The organism is uncultured Microbulbifer sp. (assembly GCF_947504145.1).
GTDB lineage: Bacteria > Pseudomonadota > Gammaproteobacteria > Pseudomonadales > Cellvibrionaceae > Microbulbifer.
In genome coordinates, this window is sequence record NZ_CANNGQ010000001.1 from 279,486 (window position 1) to 299,361 (window position 19,876).

Sequence of the window (19,876 nt, forward strand, 5' to 3'; positions counted from 1 at the left end):
ATAGTTATTTGTTTTTAACTATTTTGAGTAGCGTTCCAGGAAATTGCCCAGGCGATTTACTGCGTGCGACAGGTCGTCGGCGCGGGGCAGGAATACGATCCGCAGGTGATCCGGCGCGTCCCAGTGGAAGGCGCTGCCCTGTACCAGCAGGATTTTTTCCTGGCGCAGGAAGTCGAGTACGAATTTCTCATCGTTGTCGATTTTGTGGCGGTCCAGATCAATACGCGGGAACAGGTAAATAGCGCCCTGGGGTTTTACACAGCTCACCCCGGGAATGTCGTTCAGCATTCGGTAGGCGAGATCGCGCTGCTGGCGCAGGCGCCCGCCGGGCAGCACCAGGTCCTTGATGCTCTGGTAGCCGCCGAGCGCTGTTTGCACTGCAAACATCGCCGGCACATTGCCGCACAGGCGCATGGAAGACAGGATATCCATGCCTTCGATAAATCCCCGCGCGCGGTGCTTGGCCCCACTGATAATCATCCAGCCGGAGCGAAACCCGGCCAGGCGGTAGGACTTGGACAGGCCGTTAAAGCTCAGGCACAACACATCGTCGGCAAGGGTGCCCATGGGCGTGAATACAGCGTCGTCGTACAGGATCTTGCTGTAGATCTCGTCGGCAAAAATCACAAGGTTGTGCTGGCGTGCCACTTCAACGATCTGCTGCAGCAGTTCTTTCGGGTAGACCGCGCCGGTGGGGTTGTTGGGGTTGATCACCACGATGCCACGGGTGCGTGGGGTGATTTTGGATTTGATGTCGTCAATATCCGGCAGCCAGCCCGCCTGCTCGTCGCAGCGGTAGAGCACCGGTTTGGCACCGGTGAGGTTGGTTGCCGCCATCCACAGGGGGTAGTTGGGCATCGGCAACAACATTTCGTCACCGGTGTTCAACAGGGCCTGGGTGGACATGGAAATCAGTTCGGAGACCCCGTTCCCCAGGTAGATATCATCGATTTCTACTCCGGGCACACCGAGGACCTGGCACTCGTGCATGATGGCCTTGCGCGCGGCAAACAGTCCTTTAGATTCCACATAGCCCTGCGCCTGAGACAGGTTGTAAATCACATCCTGAAGGATTTCATCCGGTGCGTCGAAGCCGAAGGGGGCCGGGTTGCCGATGTTCAGCTTCATGATCCGGTGGCCTTCTTCTTCCAGGCGCGATGCCTGCTCCATCACCGGTCCGCGAATCTCGTAACAGACGCCGTGGAGTTTTTCCGACTTGTGAATATCCTTCATTGCTGTGTTCTTTCAATAGGCGTTTCAACGGTAAACTGGATGGCCTTGCAAGGTTTTTTCCTTACAGAGGCTTGCCAGCAGGCAAATTCTTCTAACCGGGGCCCGTTGTCTAGTAGGCTTTGCTTCCAGTTTCTGAATCGGGTTTGACCACCGGGCGGGGTTTGGGTGAACCGGGCGCGATGGGAAATACACCGTGGGTAGCGAGGGTGCTGCCGCTAAGCGTTGTGCCGGGCAGGGTAGTGCCACTGGATACTGACTTATCAGGCAAAAAAAGGAGTCACAGTATGTCAAAAGAAAAAGACGATAACTACTGGCGCGAGCGCCTTACCGAAGAGGAATATCGCGTTTGCCGGGAGGCGGGGACCGAGCGGCCGTTTACCGGTGAATACTGGGATACCTTTGAGGATGGCAAGTATCGCTGCCGCTGTTGTGGCGAGGCGCTGTTCAATGCGGAATCCAAGTTCGACGCCGGCTGTGGCTGGCCGAGTTTCGACGCCGCGGCACAGCAGGGCGTCGTCGAAGAGCGGGTGGATAGCAGCCTGGGGATGCAGCGCACGGAAATTGTGTGCGCCAACTGCGGTTGTCACCTCGGCCACGTATTCCCCGATGGACCGACCGACACCGGCTTGCGCTATTGTGTTAATTCACTGTCGGTAAAACACGATCCGGAAGAAGGCACTGACTGACCGATACGTATCGGAGCACGGCGGTCACCATTTGTGTGCCATGCGCGAGCGTGTGAAGGGTAATTGTGGAGAGCGGAGATGATTCGATCGGGCCGTCCCCGCCACTGGGGCCGTTGGTTGTACCGGGTCCAGTGGCTTTTGCTTGGCGCAATCGGCCTTGGGGTGGTGGCGGTGCGCACCGGGGTGCTGGGCCTGGATGCCGCCTTTACCGTGTTTGGCGCATTGGGGCTGGCCATGGTGGCGGTGGCGCTCTTTTCGATGCTGGTGTTCCTGTGGGGGCTGGTTCGCCGCCACAGCGAGGCGCGCACTGCGGCCCTCTGGGCCATGGTCATGGGGCTAATCCCGGTGGCACTGCCCCTGTTTACGGTGGGCCAGCAGAGCCTGAATACACCGGCGCTGTACGATATTACGACAGACCTGTCGGACCCTCCTCAGTTTGATCTGCTGCTGTCGCTGCGGGAAAGTAGCGATCACAGCCCCGATTACCCCGGGGCGGCTGCGGCGGCAGTGCAGAAAGAGGCCCCCATGTACCGGGACATCCAGACTCTGGTATTGCCCGTTCCCGCGGATCAGGTAATGGCCGCCGCAGAAGCCGTGGCACGGGACCTTGGCTGGCGGGTTATAGCGGTAAAGGCGGGGCAGGGGCGCCTGGAAGCGGTGGTGCGCACCCCACTGCTGGGGATTACCCAGGATGTGGTGGTGAGAATCCGGCCCGAAAGTACTGACAGTGCTAGCGCAGATAGCGATGGCAAGCAGTCCAAGACCGCGTCTGGCGATCAGAAGCCGCGTACATCATCGAGCGCAACAGGGGATAAACCAGTCAAGGCTCAAGGGAATACCGTGATTGATATGCGCTCTGCGTCCCGATCCGGCGAGCGCGATTTTGGCAGTAACGCCGCGAGAATTCGCGAATTCATGCGTCAGTTGGAGGCGCGTACCCAGCTGGCGCAGTAATTCTTGTATAGATGCCGGGGAGGGCGAGCGGGGAAATCGCTATCGGCCGCAGGCCATTTTGTCCACTGTTATGTAAGTGCCTGTATGGAAAGGAAAAATTTAAGGAAAAGTTTTAAATCGGGTGTTGACAGCCCCCCGGCCTGTCCATAGAATGCGCCCCACTTCTGACGCACTGCTGAACTTTCACAAGCACTCAGCGGCGCCAAAGAAGGATTCTGGGTCCCCATCGTCTAGAGGCCTAGGACACCGCCCTTTCACGGCGGTAACAGGGGTTCGACTCCCCTTGGGGATGCCATCGCGGGAATAGCTCAGTTGGTAGAGCGCAACCTTGCCAAGGTTGAGGTCGCCGGTTCGAACCCGGTTTCCCGCTCCAGTTCCTATGTCCCCATCGTCTAGAGGCCTAGGACACCGCCCTTTCACGGCGGTAACAGGGGTTCGACTCCCCTTGGGGATGCCAATACTGCAAGGTCGCAACGTAACGACGACCTTGCATTACCAGGCCGGAAGATTTACTTTCGGTCTGGTCTAATTTCGCGGGAATAGCTCAGTTGGTAGAGCGCAACCTTGCCAAGGTTGAGGTCGCCGGTTCGAACCCGGTTTCCCGCTCCAAAATTAAAGCCGCTCAATGAGCGGCTTTTTTTTGTCTGTCGTTTGGCTGGCGGCGCTGCGCGCAATCCGGCGACATGGGCAATCCATCCTGCCAGCCCCGGTTGAATTGTGCCTCTCAAGGGCGTTGAATAGCGCCTTCCTCCAGCGAACATAGTGGAAAGTATGACAGCCGCTCTATCCATACGCGATTTGCAGAAAACCTACGACAATGGCTTCCAGGCGCTGAAAGGCATCAGTTTCGAGGTGCAGCCCGGTGATTTCTTCGCCCTGCTGGGCCCCAACGGTGCCGGCAAGTCCACCACTATCGGTATCCTCTGCTCCCTGGTACGCAAGACCGGCGGCAGTGTGTCGATTTTTGGTATCGATATCGACAAGGACTTCCCCAAAGCCAAGCAGGCGCTGGGCGTGGTGCCGCAGGAGTTTAATTTCAGCCAGTTCGAAAAAGTGTTCGATATTGTGTGCACCCAGGGCGGCTTTTACGGTATGCCGCGCAAGCTGGCGGAGGAGCGCACGGAAAAGTACCTGCGCAAACTGGGGCTGTGGGACAAACGCAGTACCCAGGCCCGTATGCTGTCCGGTGGCATGAAGCGCAGGCTAATGATTGCCCGCGCACTGATCCACGAGCCGAAGCTGCTGATTCTGGATGAGCCTACCGCCGGTGTGGATATCGAACTGCGCCGCTCCATGTGGGAGTTCCTGCAGGAGATCAACGCCCAGGGCACCACCATTATTCTGACCACTCACTACCTGGAAGAGGCAGAGAGTCTGTGTCGCAATATTGCGATTATCGATAAGGGAGAAATCGTCGAGAACACGTCGATCAAGTCCCTGATCAAAACCCTGAGCCGGGAGGTATTTATTCTCGATACTCGCGAGTCCCTGAGTGCCGCCCCGGATTTTGGCAGCTTTGAAGGCCGGCTGGTGGACGAGCACAGCCTGGAGGTGACCGTGGAGAAGGGGCAATCCCTCAGTGAACTGTTTACCCTCCTGACCGCGCAGAACATATCCGTAACCAGTATGCGCAACCGCGCCAACCGTCTGGAGGAGCTGTTTGTCTCCCTCCTGGCGGAGAACAAGAAACAGAAGGCCGACGATGACCGCGGTGAAAGCAAGGAGGTACAGTCGTGAGCCCGCAATTGATCTGGACTGCGTTTTCTACCATCTTCCGCCGGGAAGTGCGCCGCTTTACCCGTATCTGGCCGCAGACACTGGTGCCACCGGTAATCACCATGTCTCTCTATTTTGTAATCTTTGGCTCGCTGATCGGCAGTCGCATCGGTGAAATGGGCGGCTACTCCTATATGGAATTTGTGGTGCCCGGCCTGATCATGATGGCCGTGATCACCAACTCCTACGGCAATGTGGTGTCCTCGTTTTACAGTGCCAAGTTCCAGCGCAGTGTGGAAGAGTTGCTCGTGTCTCCCACACCCAACTGGGTAGTGATGGCCGGTTATGTGCTCGGCGGCGTGGCGCGTGGCCTGATCGTGGGGTTGGTCGTAACCATCATCGCGCTGGTGTTCACCTCACTGACCATCCAGCATGTCGGCCTCACGGTGCTGATCGTGTTCTTGACCTCCACGCTGTTTGCGTTGGCGGGGTTTATCAATGCGATTTTTGCCAACAGCTTTGACGATATCTCGATCATTCCCACCTTTGTGTTGACGCCGCTGACCTATCTCGGCGGTGTGTTTTATTCCATCGAGCTGTTGTCTCCGTTCTGGCAGGGGCTGTCGAAGCTCAACCCGATCCTGTATATGGTCAATGCTTTCCGCTACGGCGTGCTCGGAGTTTCCGATATCAGCGTTGGCTGGGCGTTTGCCGGGGTGCTGGTGTTTATTGCGCTGCTGTCGGCCTGGGCGCTGCATCTGATGAGTCACGGCAAGCGTCTGCGTCACTGATTGGATATTAACGGTTCGCCTACAGGGTGCTTCGCAGGAGCCTGCCCGGCAGGCGAGTAAAAAGCTTGAGTGAAAACATGCATCGAGAAGACTGGAAGAATCTGCCTCTGGGCAAGGAAACACACTACGAATCCACCTACAACCCGCAGTTACTGCACCCAATCCCACGCTCGGTGTCCCGCGCGCAACTGGGGCTGGATGGGCAGGCGCTGCCGTTTAGCGGCGCAGACGAGTGGTGGGGCTTTGAGCTGTCCTGGCTCAATCCGAAAGGCGTCCCCCGGGTGGCCGTGGCCCGTTTCCGATTTGCGGCCTCCAGTCCGTCCATGATCGAGTCCAAGTCTTTCAAGTTGTATCTGAATTCCCTGAACCAGACCGAGTTCGCCTCGGCAGATGCCGTGCGTGCAACGCTTGAAAAAGACCTGAGCGCTGCCGCCGGTAGTGACGTGGCGGTTTCCCTGTTTGATGTGGAAGACCCGCAGCTGGCGGTACATACACCTGAAGGGATTTGCGTGGACCAGCTGGATATTGAAGCGCGCAGCTACCAGCCGGATGCCGGATTACTGAAACTGGCAGAAGGGGGAAATGCAGTGGAAGAAACCCTGTACAGCCACCTGCTGCGCAGCAATTGCCCGGTAACGGGGCAGCCTGACTGGGCGACTGTTTCCATTGCATACCGCGGCCCGGCGCTTGACCGCGCTTCCCTGCTGGCCTACATCATCTCTTTCCGTGAGCATCAGGACTTCCACGAGCACTGCGTGGAGCGCATCTACTGCGATCTGCAGCAGCTGGCCGACTTTAAACAGCTGACCGTTTGCGCCCGCTACACCCGTCGCGGCGGACTGGACATCAACCCTTTAAGAACCTCCACCGGCGAAATCGACTTTCCCGGACGCTTCGCCCGGCAGTAGTGCCGGCACTGGCGCAACGCTACAGACGAAAAGATTTGCAAAATAATCCCCTCGCCATGAGGGGATTCGCATCCGTATCCCGTTACTAACTCTATCGGCTCGAGAAATATTGGCGCTCTATGCATCAGAATCGCCGTTGTTTCCGCCATTGAGCGCAAATTGGAATAGTACGGATGGAAAACGCAAATACATTGGATTTTGGTCAAGAGCGGGTGGCTGCGACCATACAGGCGCAGGGTTACCGCGGCCGTAAGCGGGGCAGGTCTGACGTACACAGCAACAGGCTACTGCAGATTAAAACCCGCGCTATCAGTGACGGCGCCGAGCTGCGGGAGGGCACCCTGCTGCGCGTCAACGTTGCTGGTGCCAATTGCGGTGGGGAGCAGGGCGGCTCGGTGGGGTACGGCTCGGTGGAGTATGTGGTAAGCGCGGGTTACCAGAACCAATATGAATACGCGCTCGACCTCGCCAGTGCGATCAACACCCAGAAAAATATCCCGATTTCCGCCGGGGAGCGCCAGGCGGATGGCTCTCTGCGCGCAAGCGGCTCTTCGTGCCTGAACTGGATATGGGGCCCGGAGGGGAATTTTACCGCGAGTATCGAACGGCTAGACCCTGTACAGATGACGACGATCGGCGGTCAGTCGCTGGCAGCGGGGCAGTTGCTTGAAGTTCTGATTCTGAATGCCGGCATCTATTCGCAACATATGCGATTTCAGTATCGTGTGCCCAGTGATTTTCACGGTAAAAGCTGGCGTTGGCCGGCGGCACTCTCCCGGGTGATCAATGCCTGTGCGGAACAGAATAACTACCCGGTCCGGGCTGGAGAGTTCGATCGCGATACCGGTGCCATCAAGACGGTAGAGTCGACGGACCGGAATAAAATCTGGGTGGCGACCAGCGATGCCGGCCAGGTGATGGTGAAAATTCGGGCGGACGGCCAGCTGGTCCGCTTTCAGTCAGACTATCCGCAAACGCAGAAGTACCTGGTGGGCTAGCGGAGCAGGAGAGGGCTCAGGTTGAGGTCTGCAATACCGCAGCGTTTACGACCGAACCCGGGCTGGAATTTTTGTTTTGTTCGCGCAGCTCAGTCAGTAGGGTTTGGTATTTGGCGATTACTGGTGCGTCTTCGGGAAATGTTTTTCTCAGGCTTTCAATGAGAGTTTTACATTGCGAAATCGCACGCTGCAAGTCGCCCTGAGCGATGGAAATGTTTACATCAGCCTGGTCAGTTTCAAGCACGATGGGAGCGTGACGGGGAAACGTGTTTAGGTAAATGGTCCGGGATTTATCGGTTAACCTGCGGGCTTTTTCCAGTTCTTTCTCTTGCAGTGCGATGCGGGCGAGTTTCAGGTTCCATGCGGCTACACCGTAGTCGTTTTCGCCGAATTGAGCGATATTTTCCTCAATGACAACGTTGATCATGCGTATGCCTTCTTCAAGGTCACCTGTAGCAGCCATCGCTTCCCCCAAGTTCGCTCGAGGCAGATAGGTTGCTTCAGAGTCGTCCGGGTATATTTTCTCGAAGATTGCATTGGCTTTTTCCAAATCTTCTCGAGACTCTGCGTACAACCCCATTTCAAAGTATGTAAACCCTCGATGGTTGAGCAGCTGTGCGGTAGATTCTGGTGATTGCGCTTCGCCCTGAATGAGTTCGCTCAGTAGCTCGATCGCGAACTGGTGGTGACCAAAGCGGCGCACGAGGCGCGCGTACTGGCTTGCGATATTCCTGAACAGTTCGTTGCCAGGGGTGAATATCTGTTTTCCGACCTCGTAGGCGTGCTCTAACTGTTCGAGTGCTTCATTCGAGCGACCTGTGCGCATATAGCATCTGGCGAGTTGCCTGTAACTATTCAGTGTCTCCGGGTGTGACTCCCCAAGTAGCGCGATTCGATCTGATAATACGGTTTCCGCCAGGCGAGCTGCTTGCTTAAATTCGGCCTTGTTAAAATATACGCCAGACAGGCTGTGACGAGTGCCGATTCCGAGTTTCCCTCCTTTGTCAGGCAGCCGCTCCCAAGTGTTTTGAGCTTCCGTTAACAAGTGGATAGCGCGGTCTGGGTTGCCCGCTTTGGACTCAAGCTCTCCCTCTCTATAAAGAGCCAGGGCGGCAAGGTGTTGGTTCGGAAACTGATGTAACACTCGGCTTGCGTGAGAGAGGGCGCTGGCCGCGTTTTCGAATTCGCCTAAAATGCTCAGGAAATGACCGAGCCGGATCAAAGATTCGGCTTGCGTATATGCGATTTTCTGACGCTGCTCAGGTGCTGCTTCCGTAAATGCAGGATCTGGTATCAGTGCCAGCGCTTCCTTTTGGAGCTCCACCGCATCCCGGTATTTCCCTGTATTGAATTTCACCAGCGCAAGTGTCTCGATAAGCTGTGACTTGACGGCAGGGTCCTCGTTCAGGGATGTCCGGGTTTTCTGGACGGCGCTATTCAGCAGCTGCTCAACATTCACAGTGTGTCCCTGCGCCCTGGCGGGAGAGGCGGCATCAAACATATCCGTCAGCATTTGCGTTACGCGCTGCGCGGTATGCGCCTGCCGCTCGGTTTCAGCTTTGGCAGTGAGCAGGTTGTCCCTTTCCAGTGCCAGCTTGTTGGCCAGGTACGCAGTGGCAGCCAGCCCGCCGGTAATCGTCAGTAGCACTGTCAGTGTGAGCAGGGACGCAACGGGGTAGCGACGAACGAGTTTACCGCTGCGATACAGGAATCCCGCTGCGGTGGCCTGTACCGGTTCTCCAGTCAGGTAGCGCTCGATATCCCGTTGTAACTCACTGACGCTGGCGTAGCGGTTCTGAGGCTCCTTGCGCAGGGATTTGGCGACGATATTGTCGATGTCCCCCTTGAGTGCATTGGCCTTGGTTCGAAAGCCGCTCCGGGCGGCCGCCTTGCTGACAGGGGCGGGCTCGTCTTCGCAAATGGCTCGAATGAGTTGCTCGGTGGATCGGTCGCCCCCGGGATGCGGGGAGCTGCCCGACAGCAGCTCGTAGAGCAGGGTGCCGAGGCCATAGACATCGGTGGCGGTCGAGGTTGCCTTGCCGGCGAGCTGTTCCGGGCTGGCGTAGGCGGGCGTGAGCCCGGAGAGCCGGGTGGTATGGTGGGACTTTTGCTCGCTGTGCAGAATTTTACTGACACCAAAGTCCAGCAGCTTTACCTGCCCGGCGGGAGTCACCAGGACATTTTCCGGTTTTATATCCCGGTGGATGACCAGGTGGTTGTGGGCAAAACTCACCGCGTCGCAGACCGCCAGAAACAGGGTTAGGCGCCTCTGTAAGCCCAGCTGCTGCTGGTCGCAGTAGTCGGTAATTGCAGCACCCTGAATGTACTCCATTACCAGGTAAGGGCGCTGTTCCGGCGTGGCGCCGCCGTCGAGCAACATGGCAATATTGGGATGTTGCAACTGCGCGAGAACCTGTCGCTCGCGGTGGAAGTGTTTCAGCTCTGCTTCGCTGGCAAAGCTGGGGGCGATTTTGACCGCCACCTGCTGTTGATAGCTGCCATCGTCCCGGTGGGCCAGAAAAACAATGCCCATACCGCCGCGGCCGATTTCCCGTTCCACCCGATAGATACCGAGCCGCTGGTCCTGGCTCAGGTTCTGGGTGAGGCCCTGCAGTTGCTGGCCGATAATGTTGGTGTGCTGCTGCTCTGGGTTTTCGTTATCGGAAATGGTGAGCAGGCGCCGCACCTCGTCGATGAGTGGCTTGTCGAGGGCGCATTCGGCGAGAGCGGTTTCCCGCTCTGCCTGGCTGAGTGGTTCACAGGCATCAAACAGTTGCTTGATGCTGATCAGTTCACTGGCATCACGCATGACTGTGTTGCAGCCGGTCTGTCAAAAAGGTCCGCGCAAACTTCAGTTCCCGCTCTACCGTTGCCACGCTCAGGGATAAGAGTTCGGCGATCTTAGCCTGGGTAAAGCCGGCCAGGTAGTGGAGTTCGGCGATGCTTTCCAGGCGCTCGCTGATCGATGCCATTTCGGTCAGTGTTTTGTCGATGGTGAGCAGGCCCAAATTGATGTCGATATCTCCAAGCAGATCATCCCCCCAGATTGTGCGTAGATGCTTTCCATTGCGCTTTTGCGCGGATTTGGATCTCGCATGATCGATCAGCAGGTGGCGCATGGCCTTGGCGGCACAGCGGTACACGTGGGCTTTGGACTGGTATTGGGTGGGGGATTCAATCAGGCGGATGCAGGCTTCGTGGACTATGTCTGTAGTCTGGAGAGTCAGGTTGCCGTATTGGCCAGCCAGGATGCGGCGCGCGCACTGGCGCAGCTCGCGGTACAGCTGCTCGGTCAGCTCGGGTATTGCATGAGTATCGGTCATAGAGAAGGAAGAGAATAAAGTCCGCGGTTACCAGAGTAAGACGATCTGCCGACGATCTTCCGGAACTAGATAATAACCTTGCTCTTCAGGCGGGCCTGTGCCTTCTGCAGTGCCTGGAGGACCTTTTCCTTGTCGTAATTGCGCACTTTTTCCAGGTCCAGGTGCATAGCAAAACCGGGGGCGTGCTCTTCCAGGTAGCTCTGTTGTCCGCCCAGGTTTTTGCGCAGGTCGGTGACCGAGTAGACCTTTACCGGTGTGCTGAAGCCTTTCACCGTCACGTGGCCTTTGTCACGGCACATGACCGTCTGTTTGATCATTGCCCAGGTCTCGTGACTGATCAGCACTTCGCCGGGTTCTGCCGCGCTTTCCAGGCGGGCCGCCAGATTCACGTGGGTGCCCATCACGGTGTAGGTCTGGTGGTCGGCGGTGCCGAATACACCGACGGTACAGTAACCGGTATTGATACCCATACGGATCTGCAATGGATGGGAGATGCCCTGGTCGTACCACTCCTGCATCATCTCGCGCACCCGTTTGCGCATTGCCAGCGCCATAGCCACACAGCGCAGGGCATCGGATTTGGGGCCTTTGCTCTGATCGTCCCCGAACACCACCATCACTGCGTCGCCGATGAATTTGTCGATGGTTCCGCCGTAGTGCGCGACGATGCGGGACATCTCGGTCAGGTAATTATTCAGCAGGCGGGTCAGCGTTTCCGCTTCCATTTCTTCCGTCAGCTGGCTGAAATCTTTGATGTCGGAGAAGAACACCGTGAGCAGTTTGCGCTCGGTGACAATCTCTTTTTCCCTACCGGTGGTCACTGCTCGCCACAGGCGTTTTGGCAAATAGCGGGAGAGCTTGTAGCTGGCCAGGTTGGCGATGCGCTGCTCTTTCTGCAGCTGTTGATTATTTTCCTTCAGCGTGGATATCTGCTTGTGGGTATAGAAGGCGTAGCAGCAGAAATAGGTGAAAACGCCGATCAGGCTTGCGGCACTGATATTGAGGTCCGCATTGACCACCAGGGCAGGGCGGTGCACCAGGTAGCCAACCCCCACTCCGAGCAGCATCGCGGTATTGTGTTCAAACCAGCAGCGCCCGCCACCCTGAGTCAGGGCGTTGAATTGCACCATGGTGAGGAATAGCAAACTGGGCAGCAGGCTGAAATTCGACAGGGCCATCGCCATACCGATCAGCAGTGCGTCGGTGAATGAGAGCCAGCGGCGGACCTGTTGGGTATTTTCAGGAATACTGCGGCGCGCAATCTGATAGGCAATTGGTATGTAACCCAGCAGAAGCGCAGCCATGGCAAGCTGCAGCAGGGTGTCTTTAGAGGAAAGCGCCGACCAGCTGATGCTGTTCAGGAGCGTGCCGGAAGCGGCAAAACAGATCAGGGCGCGGAAATAGAGCGGGTACCTGGAATCTTGCGGGCGGCTGCTGGTTTCTTCTGACTGGTTCTGCATGAAAGCTGGGTCTTATCGGTAACGGTATTGATCCGGGAGCATTTTGTTTTTTTCTCGTCCCCGTCAATTACTGGTGTACGGTTACTTTGCCGGATGGCAGATGTACAACAGAGCCTCAAGGTTTTTGGTTATAACGAGGCATGGATCACTGACAGGCGCAAAGTTTACCCTCATGTTGCGCTGAATGCGACGGCTAATGAGGATGTAGTCCTAGTGTGTACGCCCGTACCACAATGGCGCCTCTCGGTTTTACGGTAGAATCCCCCTCCCCATTTGGGGCGTTAATATGTACTGGCAGAATTGGGAGGAAATACATGGATGCGTTAGACGCACTGCACAACCGGGTGTCCGTAGGCGGCTTGACCGAACCCGCCCCAGATAGTCAGCAACGGGATGCCATTTTTCGCGCCGCATTGCGTGCCGCCGACCACGGCAACCTGCGCCCGTGGCGTTTCCTGGTGGTTGAAGGGGAAGCGCGCAAGCGCATGGGGGAGATCTACCTCCGGGCCAGCGAGGCCGGCGAGCCCCTGAGCGAAGCCCAGCGTGAGCGCACACTCGCCATGCCACTGCGGGCCCCTTTGATTGTCGTTGCCATCACGCGTCTGCAGGAGCACCCGAAGGTGCCCCATAACGAGCAGCGCATGTCCACCGCCGGTGCCGTACAGGCCATGATTACTGCCGCCTTTGCCCAGGGCGTCGGTGCCTACTGGCGCACCGGGGCGCTCGCTGAGAACCAGTCTGTCGCTGAAGCGTTGGGCCTGGCGGAAAACGAAGAGGTCAGTGGCTTCATTTATATGGGAAGCCCCCAGAAGCCCCCGCGCCCCGCCCCAGAATTGGCAGTGGAAGACTTCTTCGCGGACTGGACTGGGGAATAGGCGCCCCAAACTGGCGCGGCTGGCGGGAAAATTCTGAAATACACTTGCACCGGTCGTCGCCTTTCTGTAAAGTTCGCGCTCGCTGATCGGGACGTATGTCACTGATTAGCAAGACAATTTGGTGAGGTGTCCGAGTGGCTGAAGGAGCACGCCTGGAAAGTGTGTATACGGCAACGTATCGAGGGTTCGAATCCCTCCCTCACCGCCATCTAAGCCTTTGATTTTAAAGGCATTTTCGGAAATTTGTCCCAGAATGGGGCAAAAATGGGGCAAAACCGCGAATCATTGCATTAGCTGTTTTGCCCCAGCCGGGCCGCAATCGCCCGGTTCATTTCCGAAGCATTCCCCGTTTCATCCGCTTCAATCCATTCCCCGTAATGCTTCTTCAGCATCTCTGTATCCCTGTGCCCCATTTGCCGGGCGATGACTTCCTGTGGGACACGCATGGTCAACATTTGACTGGCGAACGTGTGGCGGCACTGATTCGCTGATCTTGGGTCGACACCAGCCTTCAGGCAGAGTCGTTTGATTGCGCGCTGTATCGACGTTTTGCCCCAGGGGCCTCCGCTGCGGTTGACCCGCCAAATGAACTGGACTGGCTCCCACATGCGTTGCACATTGTTGCGCTGGGTCACCTGCACATCGATTGGTGGCAGTAGTCGGGTGCGCTCCATTTGCGCTTTCAGCAGATCGGCAGCTTTTTGGTTCAGCTCAATGGTGCGGTTGCGGTGTGTTTCCTTCGGGACGCGATATTCGAGGTCCACCAGCGCGCGACGGATTCGGAGCTTGCCTGTCTTCCCTGCGTTTTCCAGATCATTCCAGCCAAGGGCCATGGCTTCGGATACGCTAAGACCAGTCCAGCAATTGAACAGGAAGAAATCCACATCTGGGTCGCTGGGGCGGAGCCGTTCCAGTAGGGATAGCTCCTTCAGCGTGAAGGGGTTCTTTCGGCGTCTTGCTGGGTTATCGGTTTCGTTGGCACCTGGATCGGTAATGCGGTCGGCCACATTCTCCGCCAGTACACCATCCTCGAATGCCGTTCTCAGCACCCAGCGTAGAATCGGCGTGATGTTGCTGACAGTTTTGGGAGACACCCCGCCGGCGAGTAGATGCGCAATGAACTTGTCGGCATCCCGCTTGCTGATATCCCGCACACGACAGGACTCCGTGAAGTAGTCCAGCAGATGCTGATAGCGGCTCCCGTCCGCCTGCCAGGTTTTGCGGGCCTTGCGCATCTTGGCGTCGGCCAAATGCTCATCAAGTTTTTCTGCCAGCGTTACATTCAAATTGCTGCCGGTGTTTCCGCAGGCATCCAGCACCCTTGGGCTGTCGGGGAAATGCTTCCGGTAATTGAATGTTCCCTGCTTGATTTCAGCAACAATCACGTCCCGCAAAGATGCGCAGTGTTTGATGTTGCCTGGCGTCACTACATTGGTGATCGTCTCCTTGCAGCGGCGCCCCTTGTACATGAACCAAATGCGCAGTGATGCGCCATGAAACTCCACCCCCGTGGGGAGCTTGCCCTCTAGCTTTCTAGCCACTTCGAAATTTCCTCGATGTTGTATACCAGCCGGTTGGCTGGGTCTTTTTTGAAGTGCTTCCCTTCCATCCATGCACCCTTGAGCCTGTAGTACTCAACGGCATCCTCTGTGAACCCAAAAATTGCGGGCAACAACTTGCCGCGCACCCATCGTGCCGGCACCACCCCCACTGATGCGGTTCTAACTTCCTGTTTTCTTGATTTCGTCCTTTCCATGGTTTTTCTCTTCGTAAAGCCGTTGCCGGCAGGTTGTAGAGCAGGTGACGCGCCGGCGAATGCCAGTCCTCATAACGGCGCCGCACCAGGCACATTCAGAGCAATTGAATGGGGCTTTCAGAAAATCCATTGCCGGGCGATAGAACTGCGTCCAAATCGGATCGCCGCGATCAACCTCCACCAGTTGCTCATCACTAAATTCCACCACTTTTCTGAGGGGGTGATCCCCTAGCCAATTTGTCAGCATAGCCGCCCCCAGGCCTGTATCACCGGTTACGAAATCTGCTGACGAAAGCCGGTCGAAGACAGAGCCGGGCAGACACTCTTCGAGGGTATCCCGCTGCCCGAGAATGATTTCTGCCAGTGCCCGGGACAGCTTGCGCAGCTCCCCGTGCATGTTTGCCTCCGAAACCTGTTCAGGTAGAGCTTTCGCCAACTTGTCCGTGAGCCGTAACAGCTTCCTGTTACGGATTGTGGCGGCAACACCGGCAGCGCTGTCCTCAGTTTGCAGGCTCTGAGGCTCCGCAAGCATCAGCAGGTAGTCGAGCCAATACACCCGAAGGTCAGAGGCTGTCTTGCTTTCTGGCTGCATTTTTTTCATCACTAGAAATACTTCATTAGAAACTGTTGACGCAAATCTGCCATGCGTTGTATGTTTTGTCAAACACTGACGTAAAAGCCAAAAATAAACGTGTTTACGTCAACATTACTGGGAGGGAGCCATGGGAAGGCGCAAGAAAGCACCACCATTGATCGCGGTATCCGTATACCTGACGGCGGACGATAAGCGGCGTCTTAAGCGGCAAGCAGAACGGACCGGCCGTTCTATTGCTGCCGAGATTCGTCATCAGTTGGGGTATGGAGATGCGGCAACAAAGCAGGAGGTAAGCCAATGAGCAGCACAGCAGTTCAGGTTCGACTGCACCCAGTGCAGGCCAGGGAGCTTCGAAAGGCGGCCGCTGACAACTACCGTAGCGTTAGCGCTGAAGTCCGGGCCAGGCTGCAGCTGGACTCGGAAAAGGCTCGACGTAAAGCCGCCAACAAGTAACCGAATTTTCCAGCCCGTCAAAAAATTATCGGCTTTTTGCTGACGGGATTCTTTTGCCTAAAAAATGGAGTTTTGAAATGGATATTTCACAAGCATTTAAAAGCAGTTTCGCAAAGGCTGCAGATTTTCCGGTCCCGGTGCGGGTCAGTGTTCTGCAGGTAGAAATGGAACCAGTGGGGCGGGATCAGCAGCTGAAGCCGGTTGGTACTTTCCGCCGGCTTGATACGGGCGAGAGTATTCGCGTGACGATAAATCAGACCAACGGTCAGCGATTGGCGGGCGCGTTTGGCCATGACACTGACCACTGGGTAAATCGGCAGGTAGAGATCAGCGCAAGACCAACCACTTACCGCGGGCAACCGGTGCAAGGTATTCACATGGAGCCGGTCGTGGCTACTCCCAATACGGAATACCAGACCAACCCGCCAGCCCAACAGGCGCAACCTCCGATGCAGTCACAACGACCGCAACAGCCAGCGCCGCAACAGGCACCACAACAGCCTGGGCAGCTTTCCCAAACCAATCCGAACGATGACATTCCGTTTTAAAAAAATGCCCCAGTCGTGGGCGCGGCTGGGGCATGACCGATTTTTGGAGCTACGCGGGCAAGCGTAAGAACCGGTGATCGTAGTATATGAAGATCGCACCGGCTTGCCCATGACAGGGAGAGCACACTGTGCGCAAGTATCATTCATTCCATCCCAATCGATGGAACAACGACTATTACCGGCTAACGGAAAGGGGTTACAGGCACCTTGTCCTCTACTGGTATCTTGAGAGCGCCCCCGAAAGCCATCCAACCGGGCTGTACTGCATCCTGCCTGAATCGATGGCAGCCCACACAAAAATCCCGGTGCATGACGTATTTGCGATCCTTGGCGACCTTGAGGTGGTAAGGCTAATTCGCTGGGACCCCAATGCGCACATCGTTTGGGTGTTGGCATCTTGTGAAGGTCAGTACCGATGGAAGCAAGGCCCCGACAACCCGATTCCGTACAAAGACAAGCGGATAAAAGAGGCCCGGCAGCACATCAAGAGCTTGCCCAGTAGTCCGCTGGTCGATGAGTTCCTGCAAAGTTATCCGTTTTTGGGTGCCGAGGAGGTCGCACAATGATCCGCGTCGCCACCACACTGGAATACCTGCACTGGTGCTTTCGGGACAATCCTATCATTGAGCTGCGCCACCAATTGGGCGGTCGATGGCAGTCCACCTGGCACGACGACCCTGAAAGTCTATACCGCGCCGCACAGCAACGATGCCGGCAAGGCAATCTGTTTATTTCACAGCAGCACATTCCCCGGGCGCCACAAGGCCCGCTGAAGAATGCGGATGTAGACCGGTATTCACGACTGCTGTTTGACTTCGACCCGGTACGCAAGCCGGGAACCGCCTCAACGGATGCCGAACTGGCCGCATCCTTGGATCGCGCACTGTCGGTAAAGAAATACCTGACTTTGTGTGGCTGGCCCATTCCTGCAATCGCCATGAGCGGGAATGGTTATCACCTGGTGTACCGCTGCACGCTGTTGGCTACTCCCATTGCTGCGAAAAAACTTTCGACCCTTTATCGCGGGCTGGCGGAGCGGTACTCCGATGAGCTGGTGAACTTTGATATTGCCGTTCGCAATCCTGGCCGCATCGGTACGTTGTACGGCTCGATCAAGCGCAAGGGTACACCGACAGCGGAGCGGCCCCACCGGCAAAGTCAGATCAGCATCCCATCCAGTTGGCCACAAGTACCCGCAAAGCGGGTAAACAGTGTGGTCGAGCTGCTTGCCCGCAAAGAGCAGCAGACAACCACCAAACCCACATTCAGCTCGCAGGAGCGCAAGCCACTAATGGGCGCGGGAGATTACGCGAGTCTCGATGTGGTGAGCTGGTTTCAGTCGCGGGGAATGTATGTCACCGCCGGTCCGGAAAACATGCACTTTGTACGCTGCCCCTGGAGTGAATCCCACTCCACCCCGTCGCCTGAAAATGGTTCTGACGTGGTGATCTTTGAGTCTGACGGTTCTTGGCCGGGATTTCACTGCAAGCACGCGAACTGCGCGAACCGAAACATTCGGGACGTGATCCAGTTGCTGGGTGATGCAGATCAGTTCTGCACCAGGGTTTTCGAGGGAGGGAAAATTCATGGCTGAAATTACATTGCACCCGTTTCAACAGGATTTAATTGGTGAGCTGCGTGAAGGGCTTCGGAACGGGCACAAGCGGCAGGTGCTGGCGCTGGCCACCGGTGGCGGTAAGACCGTGGTTGCCGGTGAGCTTGCTCTACGCGCAGCACAACGCGGCAAAAAATTGTTATTCATCGTGCACCTGCAGGAGCTGGTACGGCAGGCGTGCCGACACTTTGAGAGTATTGGCTTGCGGGTGGGGGTGTTGCAGGGCGAAAACACGGCTTACAGCCCGCACGATGACCTTGTTGTGGCCAGCATCCAGACGTTCAGCCGCCGTGAGATGCACCGGCGTATCGACTGGATCGATTTTGTGGTGATCGATGAGGCGCACATTCTGCACGAGGGGCACATTGAGCTGATGCGCCTCTGGAATGCGCTGCCCTTCATCGGGCTGTCGGCAACGCCGATGCGCCAGGGCATGGGCAAATACTTTTCCAGTCTGGTGCGTGGGCCTTCTGTTGAGTGGCTGACGGAGCAGGGGTTTCTGGTGCCGGCCCTGGCCTACTGCCCTGGCGCTGCGGCACTGCAGGAGATGCTTTCGGCTGTCCCGGTGGGCAACACCGTGAACGGGCGCGATTACAAGGTTAACGAGCTGGGTTTGGCCATGCGGCAGAAGACCCTTGTGGGTGACATTGTGGGCACCTGGCAACAGCGCGCAGAAGGCCGGCAGACGCTTTGCTTTGCGGTGAACAAGGCCCACAGCCGCGAGATCGTCGACCAGTTTCTAGCGGCTGATATCGAGGCCGCTCACATCGAAGACCGTACCCCGGTGGAGGAGCGGGAGATTCTGATAGCGGCCTTCCGGAAAGGCCAGATTCGGGTGTTGTCATCCGTGGGGGTGCTGGCAATCGGGTTCGATGTGCCCACGGCTTCCTGTTTGATTCTGGCGCGGCCTACCAAGTCTTTGTCGTTGCATATCCAGCAGTTGGGTAGGGGTATTCGCCGCGCCGATGGGAAAGACGACTGCATTGTGCTGGACCATGCCGGCAATGTGGTCCAGCACGGCCTGCCGGTGGATTTCGTGGTGCCTGACCTCGATGGGGGTGATAAGCCCGCAAACAGTAGCAGCCGCTCAGAGTCCCCTGCAGGCGTTGTGTGCGCGAATGCGGAGTGCAGCCATGTAATGAGCCGGGAAGTCTTTGTGTGCCCCGCCTGTGGGCTTGATAGGCCCAAACCGGAATCCGGTGTGGTGATTGTGGATGGCCGGCTGGGGGTGTACGGCGAGGAGGCTGCACCAGCCGCTACGGGTGAAACCCTGCAGGAGCTGAAGCGCCACTACTTGCAGGTGATGGGCTGGTGCCGCCTGAACGACCACAGATCGGGGTATGCCTACCACCTGTGTCGCAAGCGGTTTGAGAGGTTTGCTGAGGCCAACAAATTGACCGGTCACCAGCTTAACGGCCTCACTTGGCCATGGAAAACCCAGCCTGCAATTGAACCCACTCAGGAGGTCGCCCGATGGTGCGCAGGGCAGCATAAAAGGCTCCTAATTATTGCCAAAAAGAGTGGCCAAAAGTGACGCCGAGAAAATTACAAAAACGCGCCAAACCCAAACCCCTTTTGGCGGTCGCTTCCTCATCGAGCGGTTGTGACAATACACGCCATGTTGAATCTGATGCCCGCGAAATGATGCCCCTTCGAAGCCCCTTCGAAGCCCCTTGTCGCCAAATAAAACGAGCTAGATTTGGAGAGGGGTTCAGGGTTAGTGTCCACCAACCTGATCGAAAAGTGTGCGGACAGGAAGTGATCAATGCGTACAGGAATCAACCATTGGAAGGGGCTTCGAAGCCCCATCGAAGGGGCCCTACCTGTATCTTGCCCCCCACCCCGCCCCCAGATGGGCTGATTGGGCTTCCAAGGGCAATTTTCGGCTGCTCTGTGCTGGCATTTAAATCATCCCAGTTTTTCACTGTTTTTCTGCTGTTTTTCATCACCATTCCAGGGAGGGAA

19 protein-coding genes and 5 tRNA genes are annotated in these 19,876 nt (G+C 56.9%); 17 read left to right on the forward strand and 7 right to left on the reverse strand.

Annotated features, from left to right (window positions below; translation table 11 throughout):
• Positions 1 to 18: 18 nt before the first annotated feature.
• The gene (locus Q1A74_RS01235; RefSeq protein WP_299591633.1) at positions 19 to 1,233 is read right to left on the reverse strand and encodes a pyridoxal phosphate-dependent aminotransferase; all 1,215 of its coding nucleotides are present in this window, start codon (positions 1,231 to 1,233) and stop codon (positions 19 to 21) included.
• 284 nt (positions 1,234 to 1,517) lie between these two features.
• Here Q1A74_RS01235 and msrB point away from each other — a divergent pair, with 284 nt between their 5' ends.
• From msrB to Q1A74_RS01285, 10 genes are all read left to right on the forward strand, one after another.
• Entirely contained in the window at positions 1,518 to 1,919 is a 402-nt protein-coding gene (msrB, locus tag Q1A74_RS01240) for a peptide-methionine (R)-S-oxide reductase MsrB (protein ID WP_299591636.1), read from the forward strand.
• 78 nt (positions 1,920 to 1,997) lie between these two features.
• Positions 1,998 to 2,873 carry a DUF1499 domain-containing protein gene (locus tag Q1A74_RS01245; RefSeq protein WP_299591639.1) on the forward strand — a complete coding sequence of 292 codons (876 nt, stop codon included), beginning with the start codon at positions 1,998 to 2,000 and terminating at the stop codon, positions 2,871 to 2,873.
• Positions 2,874 to 3,092: 219 nt separating this feature from the next.
• Positions 3,093 to 3,168 (forward strand) — tRNA-Glu (locus tag Q1A74_RS01250).
• Positions 3,169 to 3,170: 2 nt separating this feature from the next.
• A tRNA-Gly gene (locus Q1A74_RS01255) sits at positions 3,171 to 3,246 on the forward strand.
• Positions 3,247 to 3,254: 8 nt separating this feature from the next.
• Positions 3,255 to 3,330: transfer RNA gene (locus Q1A74_RS01260), tRNA-Glu, on the forward strand.
• 76 nt (positions 3,331 to 3,406) lie between these two features.
• A tRNA-Gly gene (locus Q1A74_RS01265) sits at positions 3,407 to 3,482 on the forward strand.
• Positions 3,483 to 3,644: 162 nt separating this feature from the next.
• Entirely contained in the window at positions 3,645 to 4,610 is a 966-nt protein-coding gene (locus Q1A74_RS01270) for an ABC transporter ATP-binding protein (protein WP_299591641.1), read from the forward strand.
• Positions 4,607 to 5,380, forward strand: coding sequence for an ABC transporter permease (locus Q1A74_RS01275; RefSeq protein WP_299591644.1), 774 nt, complete (start codon positions 4,607 to 4,609; stop codon positions 5,378 to 5,380). Before Q1A74_RS01270 ends, Q1A74_RS01275 begins: the two co-directional genes overlap by 4 nt.
• Positions 5,381 to 5,457: 77 nt before the next feature.
• The gene (gene queF, locus Q1A74_RS01280; RefSeq protein ID WP_299591647.1) at positions 5,458 to 6,288 is read left to right on the forward strand and encodes an NADPH-dependent 7-cyano-7-deazaguanine reductase QueF; all 831 of its coding nucleotides are present in this window, start codon (positions 5,458 to 5,460) and stop codon (positions 6,286 to 6,288) included.
• A 173-nt stretch (positions 6,289 to 6,461) separates the two neighbouring features.
• Complete coding sequence (locus Q1A74_RS01285) at positions 6,462 to 7,286, forward strand: hypothetical protein (protein WP_299591650.1); 825 nt, start codon at positions 6,462 to 6,464, stop codon at positions 7,284 to 7,286.
• A gap of 16 nt (positions 7,287 to 7,302) precedes the next feature.
• Here the strand turns inward: Q1A74_RS01285 and Q1A74_RS01290 are convergent, their stop codons facing one another.
• The 3 genes from Q1A74_RS01290 to Q1A74_RS01300 all read right to left on the reverse strand — a co-directional run bounded on the left by Q1A74_RS01290 (position 7,303) and on the right by Q1A74_RS01300 (position 12,069).
• Positions 7,303 to 10,095 carry a serine/threonine-protein kinase gene (locus Q1A74_RS01290; RefSeq protein ID WP_299591653.1) on the reverse strand — a complete coding sequence of 931 codons (2,793 nt, stop codon included), beginning with the start codon at positions 10,093 to 10,095 and terminating at the stop codon, positions 7,303 to 7,305.
• Complete coding sequence (locus Q1A74_RS01295; RefSeq protein WP_299591656.1) at positions 10,088 to 10,609, reverse strand: ECF-type sigma factor; 522 nt, start codon at positions 10,607 to 10,609, stop codon at positions 10,088 to 10,090. The genes Q1A74_RS01290 and Q1A74_RS01295 overlap by 8 nt, the downstream gene beginning before the upstream one ends.
• A gap of 65 nt (positions 10,610 to 10,674) precedes the next feature.
• Entirely contained in the window at positions 10,675 to 12,069 is a 1,395-nt protein-coding gene (locus tag Q1A74_RS01300) for an adenylate/guanylate cyclase domain-containing protein (protein ID WP_299591658.1), read from the reverse strand.
• Between the two features lie 314 nt (positions 12,070 to 12,383).
• Between Q1A74_RS01300 and Q1A74_RS01305 the strand changes: the two genes are divergently transcribed.
• Positions 12,384 to 12,944, forward strand: a complete 561-nt coding sequence (locus tag Q1A74_RS01305; protein ID WP_299591661.1) for a nitroreductase family protein — start codon at positions 12,384 to 12,386, stop codon at positions 12,942 to 12,944.
• A gap of 120 nt (positions 12,945 to 13,064) precedes the next feature.
• Positions 13,065 to 13,152, forward strand: a tRNA-Ser gene (locus Q1A74_RS01310).
• A gap of 82 nt (positions 13,153 to 13,234) precedes the next feature.
• Here Q1A74_RS01310 and Q1A74_RS01315 read toward each other — a convergent pair.
• The 3 genes from Q1A74_RS01315 to Q1A74_RS01320 are packed head-to-tail and all read right to left on the reverse strand — an operon-like array spanning position 13,235 to position 15,301.
• Positions 13,235 to 14,557: a site-specific integrase gene (locus Q1A74_RS01315; RefSeq protein WP_299591664.1), complete on the reverse strand. Its 1,323-nt coding sequence runs from the start codon at positions 14,555 to 14,557 to the stop codon at positions 13,235 to 13,237.
• Positions 14,470 to 14,700: an excisionase family protein gene (gene xisR / locus Q1A74_RS18415; RefSeq protein ID WP_367275345.1), complete on the reverse strand. Its 231-nt coding sequence runs from the start codon at positions 14,698 to 14,700 to the stop codon at positions 14,470 to 14,472. Before xisR ends, Q1A74_RS01315 begins: the two co-directional genes overlap by 88 nt.
• Positions 14,666 to 15,301: a hypothetical protein gene (locus Q1A74_RS01320; protein ID WP_299591667.1), complete on the reverse strand. Its 636-nt coding sequence runs from the start codon at positions 15,299 to 15,301 to the stop codon at positions 14,666 to 14,668. The genes xisR and Q1A74_RS01320 overlap by 35 nt, the downstream gene beginning before the upstream one ends.
• Positions 15,302 to 15,592: 291 nt before the next feature.
• Between Q1A74_RS01320 and Q1A74_RS01325 the strand changes: the two genes are divergently transcribed.
• The 5 genes from Q1A74_RS01325 (at position 15,593) to Q1A74_RS01345 (ending at position 19,445) form a co-directional block, all read left to right on the forward strand.
• Positions 15,593 to 15,748 (forward strand): hypothetical protein, encoded by a 156-nt coding sequence (locus tag Q1A74_RS01325; RefSeq protein WP_299591670.1) that lies wholly within the window; start codon positions 15,593 to 15,595, stop codon positions 15,746 to 15,748.
• Positions 15,749 to 15,825: 77 nt separating this feature from the next.
• Positions 15,826 to 16,296 (forward strand): hypothetical protein, encoded by a 471-nt coding sequence (locus Q1A74_RS01330; RefSeq protein WP_299591673.1) that lies wholly within the window; start codon positions 15,826 to 15,828, stop codon positions 16,294 to 16,296.
• A 128-nt stretch (positions 16,297 to 16,424) separates the two neighbouring features.
• Positions 16,425 to 16,862 carry a hypothetical protein gene (locus Q1A74_RS01335; protein WP_299591676.1) on the forward strand — a complete coding sequence of 146 codons (438 nt, stop codon included), beginning with the start codon at positions 16,425 to 16,427 and terminating at the stop codon, positions 16,860 to 16,862.
• A complete protein-coding gene (locus tag Q1A74_RS01340) occupies positions 16,859 to 17,890 on the forward strand; it encodes a hypothetical protein (protein WP_299591680.1) in 1,032 nt (343 codons plus the stop codon). The genes Q1A74_RS01335 and Q1A74_RS01340 overlap by 4 nt, the downstream gene beginning before the upstream one ends.
• On the forward strand, positions 17,883 to 19,445 hold the full coding sequence (locus tag Q1A74_RS01345; protein WP_299591683.1) for a DEAD/DEAH box helicase: 1,563 nt from the start codon (positions 17,883 to 17,885) through the stop codon (positions 19,443 to 19,445). Before Q1A74_RS01340 ends, Q1A74_RS01345 begins: the two co-directional genes overlap by 8 nt.
• The last annotated feature ends 431 nt before the right edge of the window (positions 19,446 to 19,876 follow it).

Excerpts from the sequence above, each read along its gene's own strand:
- Q1A74_RS01320 (WP_299591667.1), bottom strand. The coding sequence starts at position 15,301 with ATGAAAAAAATGCAGCCAGAAAGCAAGACAGCCTCTGACCTTCGGGTG.
- Q1A74_RS01325 (WP_299591670.1), top strand. The coding sequence starts at position 15,593 with ATGAGCAGCACAGCAGTTCAGGTTCGACTGCACCCAGTGCAGGCCAGG.
- Q1A74_RS01285 (WP_299591650.1), top strand. The coding sequence starts at position 6,462 with ATGGAAAACGCAAATACATTGGATTTTGGTCAAGAGCGGGTGGCTGCG.
- queF (WP_299591647.1), top strand. The coding sequence starts at position 5,458 with ATGCATCGAGAAGACTGGAAGAATCTGCCTCTGGGCAAGGAAACACAC.
- Q1A74_RS01345 (WP_299591683.1), top strand. The coding sequence starts at position 17,883 with ATGGCTGAAATTACATTGCACCCGTTTCAACAGGATTTAATTGGTGAG.
- Q1A74_RS01290 (WP_299591653.1), bottom strand. The coding sequence starts at position 10,095 with ATGCGTGATGCCAGTGAACTGATCAGCATCAAGCAACTGTTTGATGCC.
- Q1A74_RS01245 (WP_299591639.1), top strand. The coding sequence starts at position 1,998 with ATGATTCGATCGGGCCGTCCCCGCCACTGGGGCCGTTGGTTGTACCGG.
- Q1A74_RS01330 (WP_299591673.1), top strand. The coding sequence starts at position 15,826 with ATGGATATTTCACAAGCATTTAAAAGCAGTTTCGCAAAGGCTGCAGAT.
- Q1A74_RS01295 (WP_299591656.1), bottom strand. The coding sequence starts at position 10,609 with ATGACCGATACTCATGCAATACCCGAGCTGACCGAGCAGCTGTACCGC.
- msrB (WP_299591636.1), top strand. The coding sequence starts at position 1,518 with ATGTCAAAAGAAAAAGACGATAACTACTGGCGCGAGCGCCTTACCGAA.
- Q1A74_RS01305 (WP_299591661.1), top strand. The coding sequence starts at position 12,384 with ATGGATGCGTTAGACGCACTGCACAACCGGGTGTCCGTAGGCGGCTTG.
- Q1A74_RS01340 (WP_299591680.1), top strand. The coding sequence starts at position 16,859 with ATGATCCGCGTCGCCACCACACTGGAATACCTGCACTGGTGCTTTCGG.
- Q1A74_RS01315 (WP_299591664.1), bottom strand. The coding sequence starts at position 14,557 with ATGGATGGAAGGGAAGCACTTCAAAAAAGACCCAGCCAACCGGCTGGT.
- Q1A74_RS01300 (WP_299591658.1), bottom strand. The coding sequence starts at position 12,069 with ATGCAGAACCAGTCAGAAGAAACCAGCAGCCGCCCGCAAGATTCCAGG.
- Q1A74_RS01235 (WP_299591633.1), bottom strand. The coding sequence starts at position 1,233 with ATGAAGGATATTCACAAGTCGGAAAAACTCCACGGCGTCTGTTACGAG.
- xisR (WP_367275345.1), bottom strand. The coding sequence starts at position 14,700 with ATGGAAAGGACGAAATCAAGAAAACAGGAAGTTAGAACCGCATCAGTG.
- Q1A74_RS01270 (WP_299591641.1), top strand. The coding sequence starts at position 3,645 with ATGACAGCCGCTCTATCCATACGCGATTTGCAGAAAACCTACGACAAT.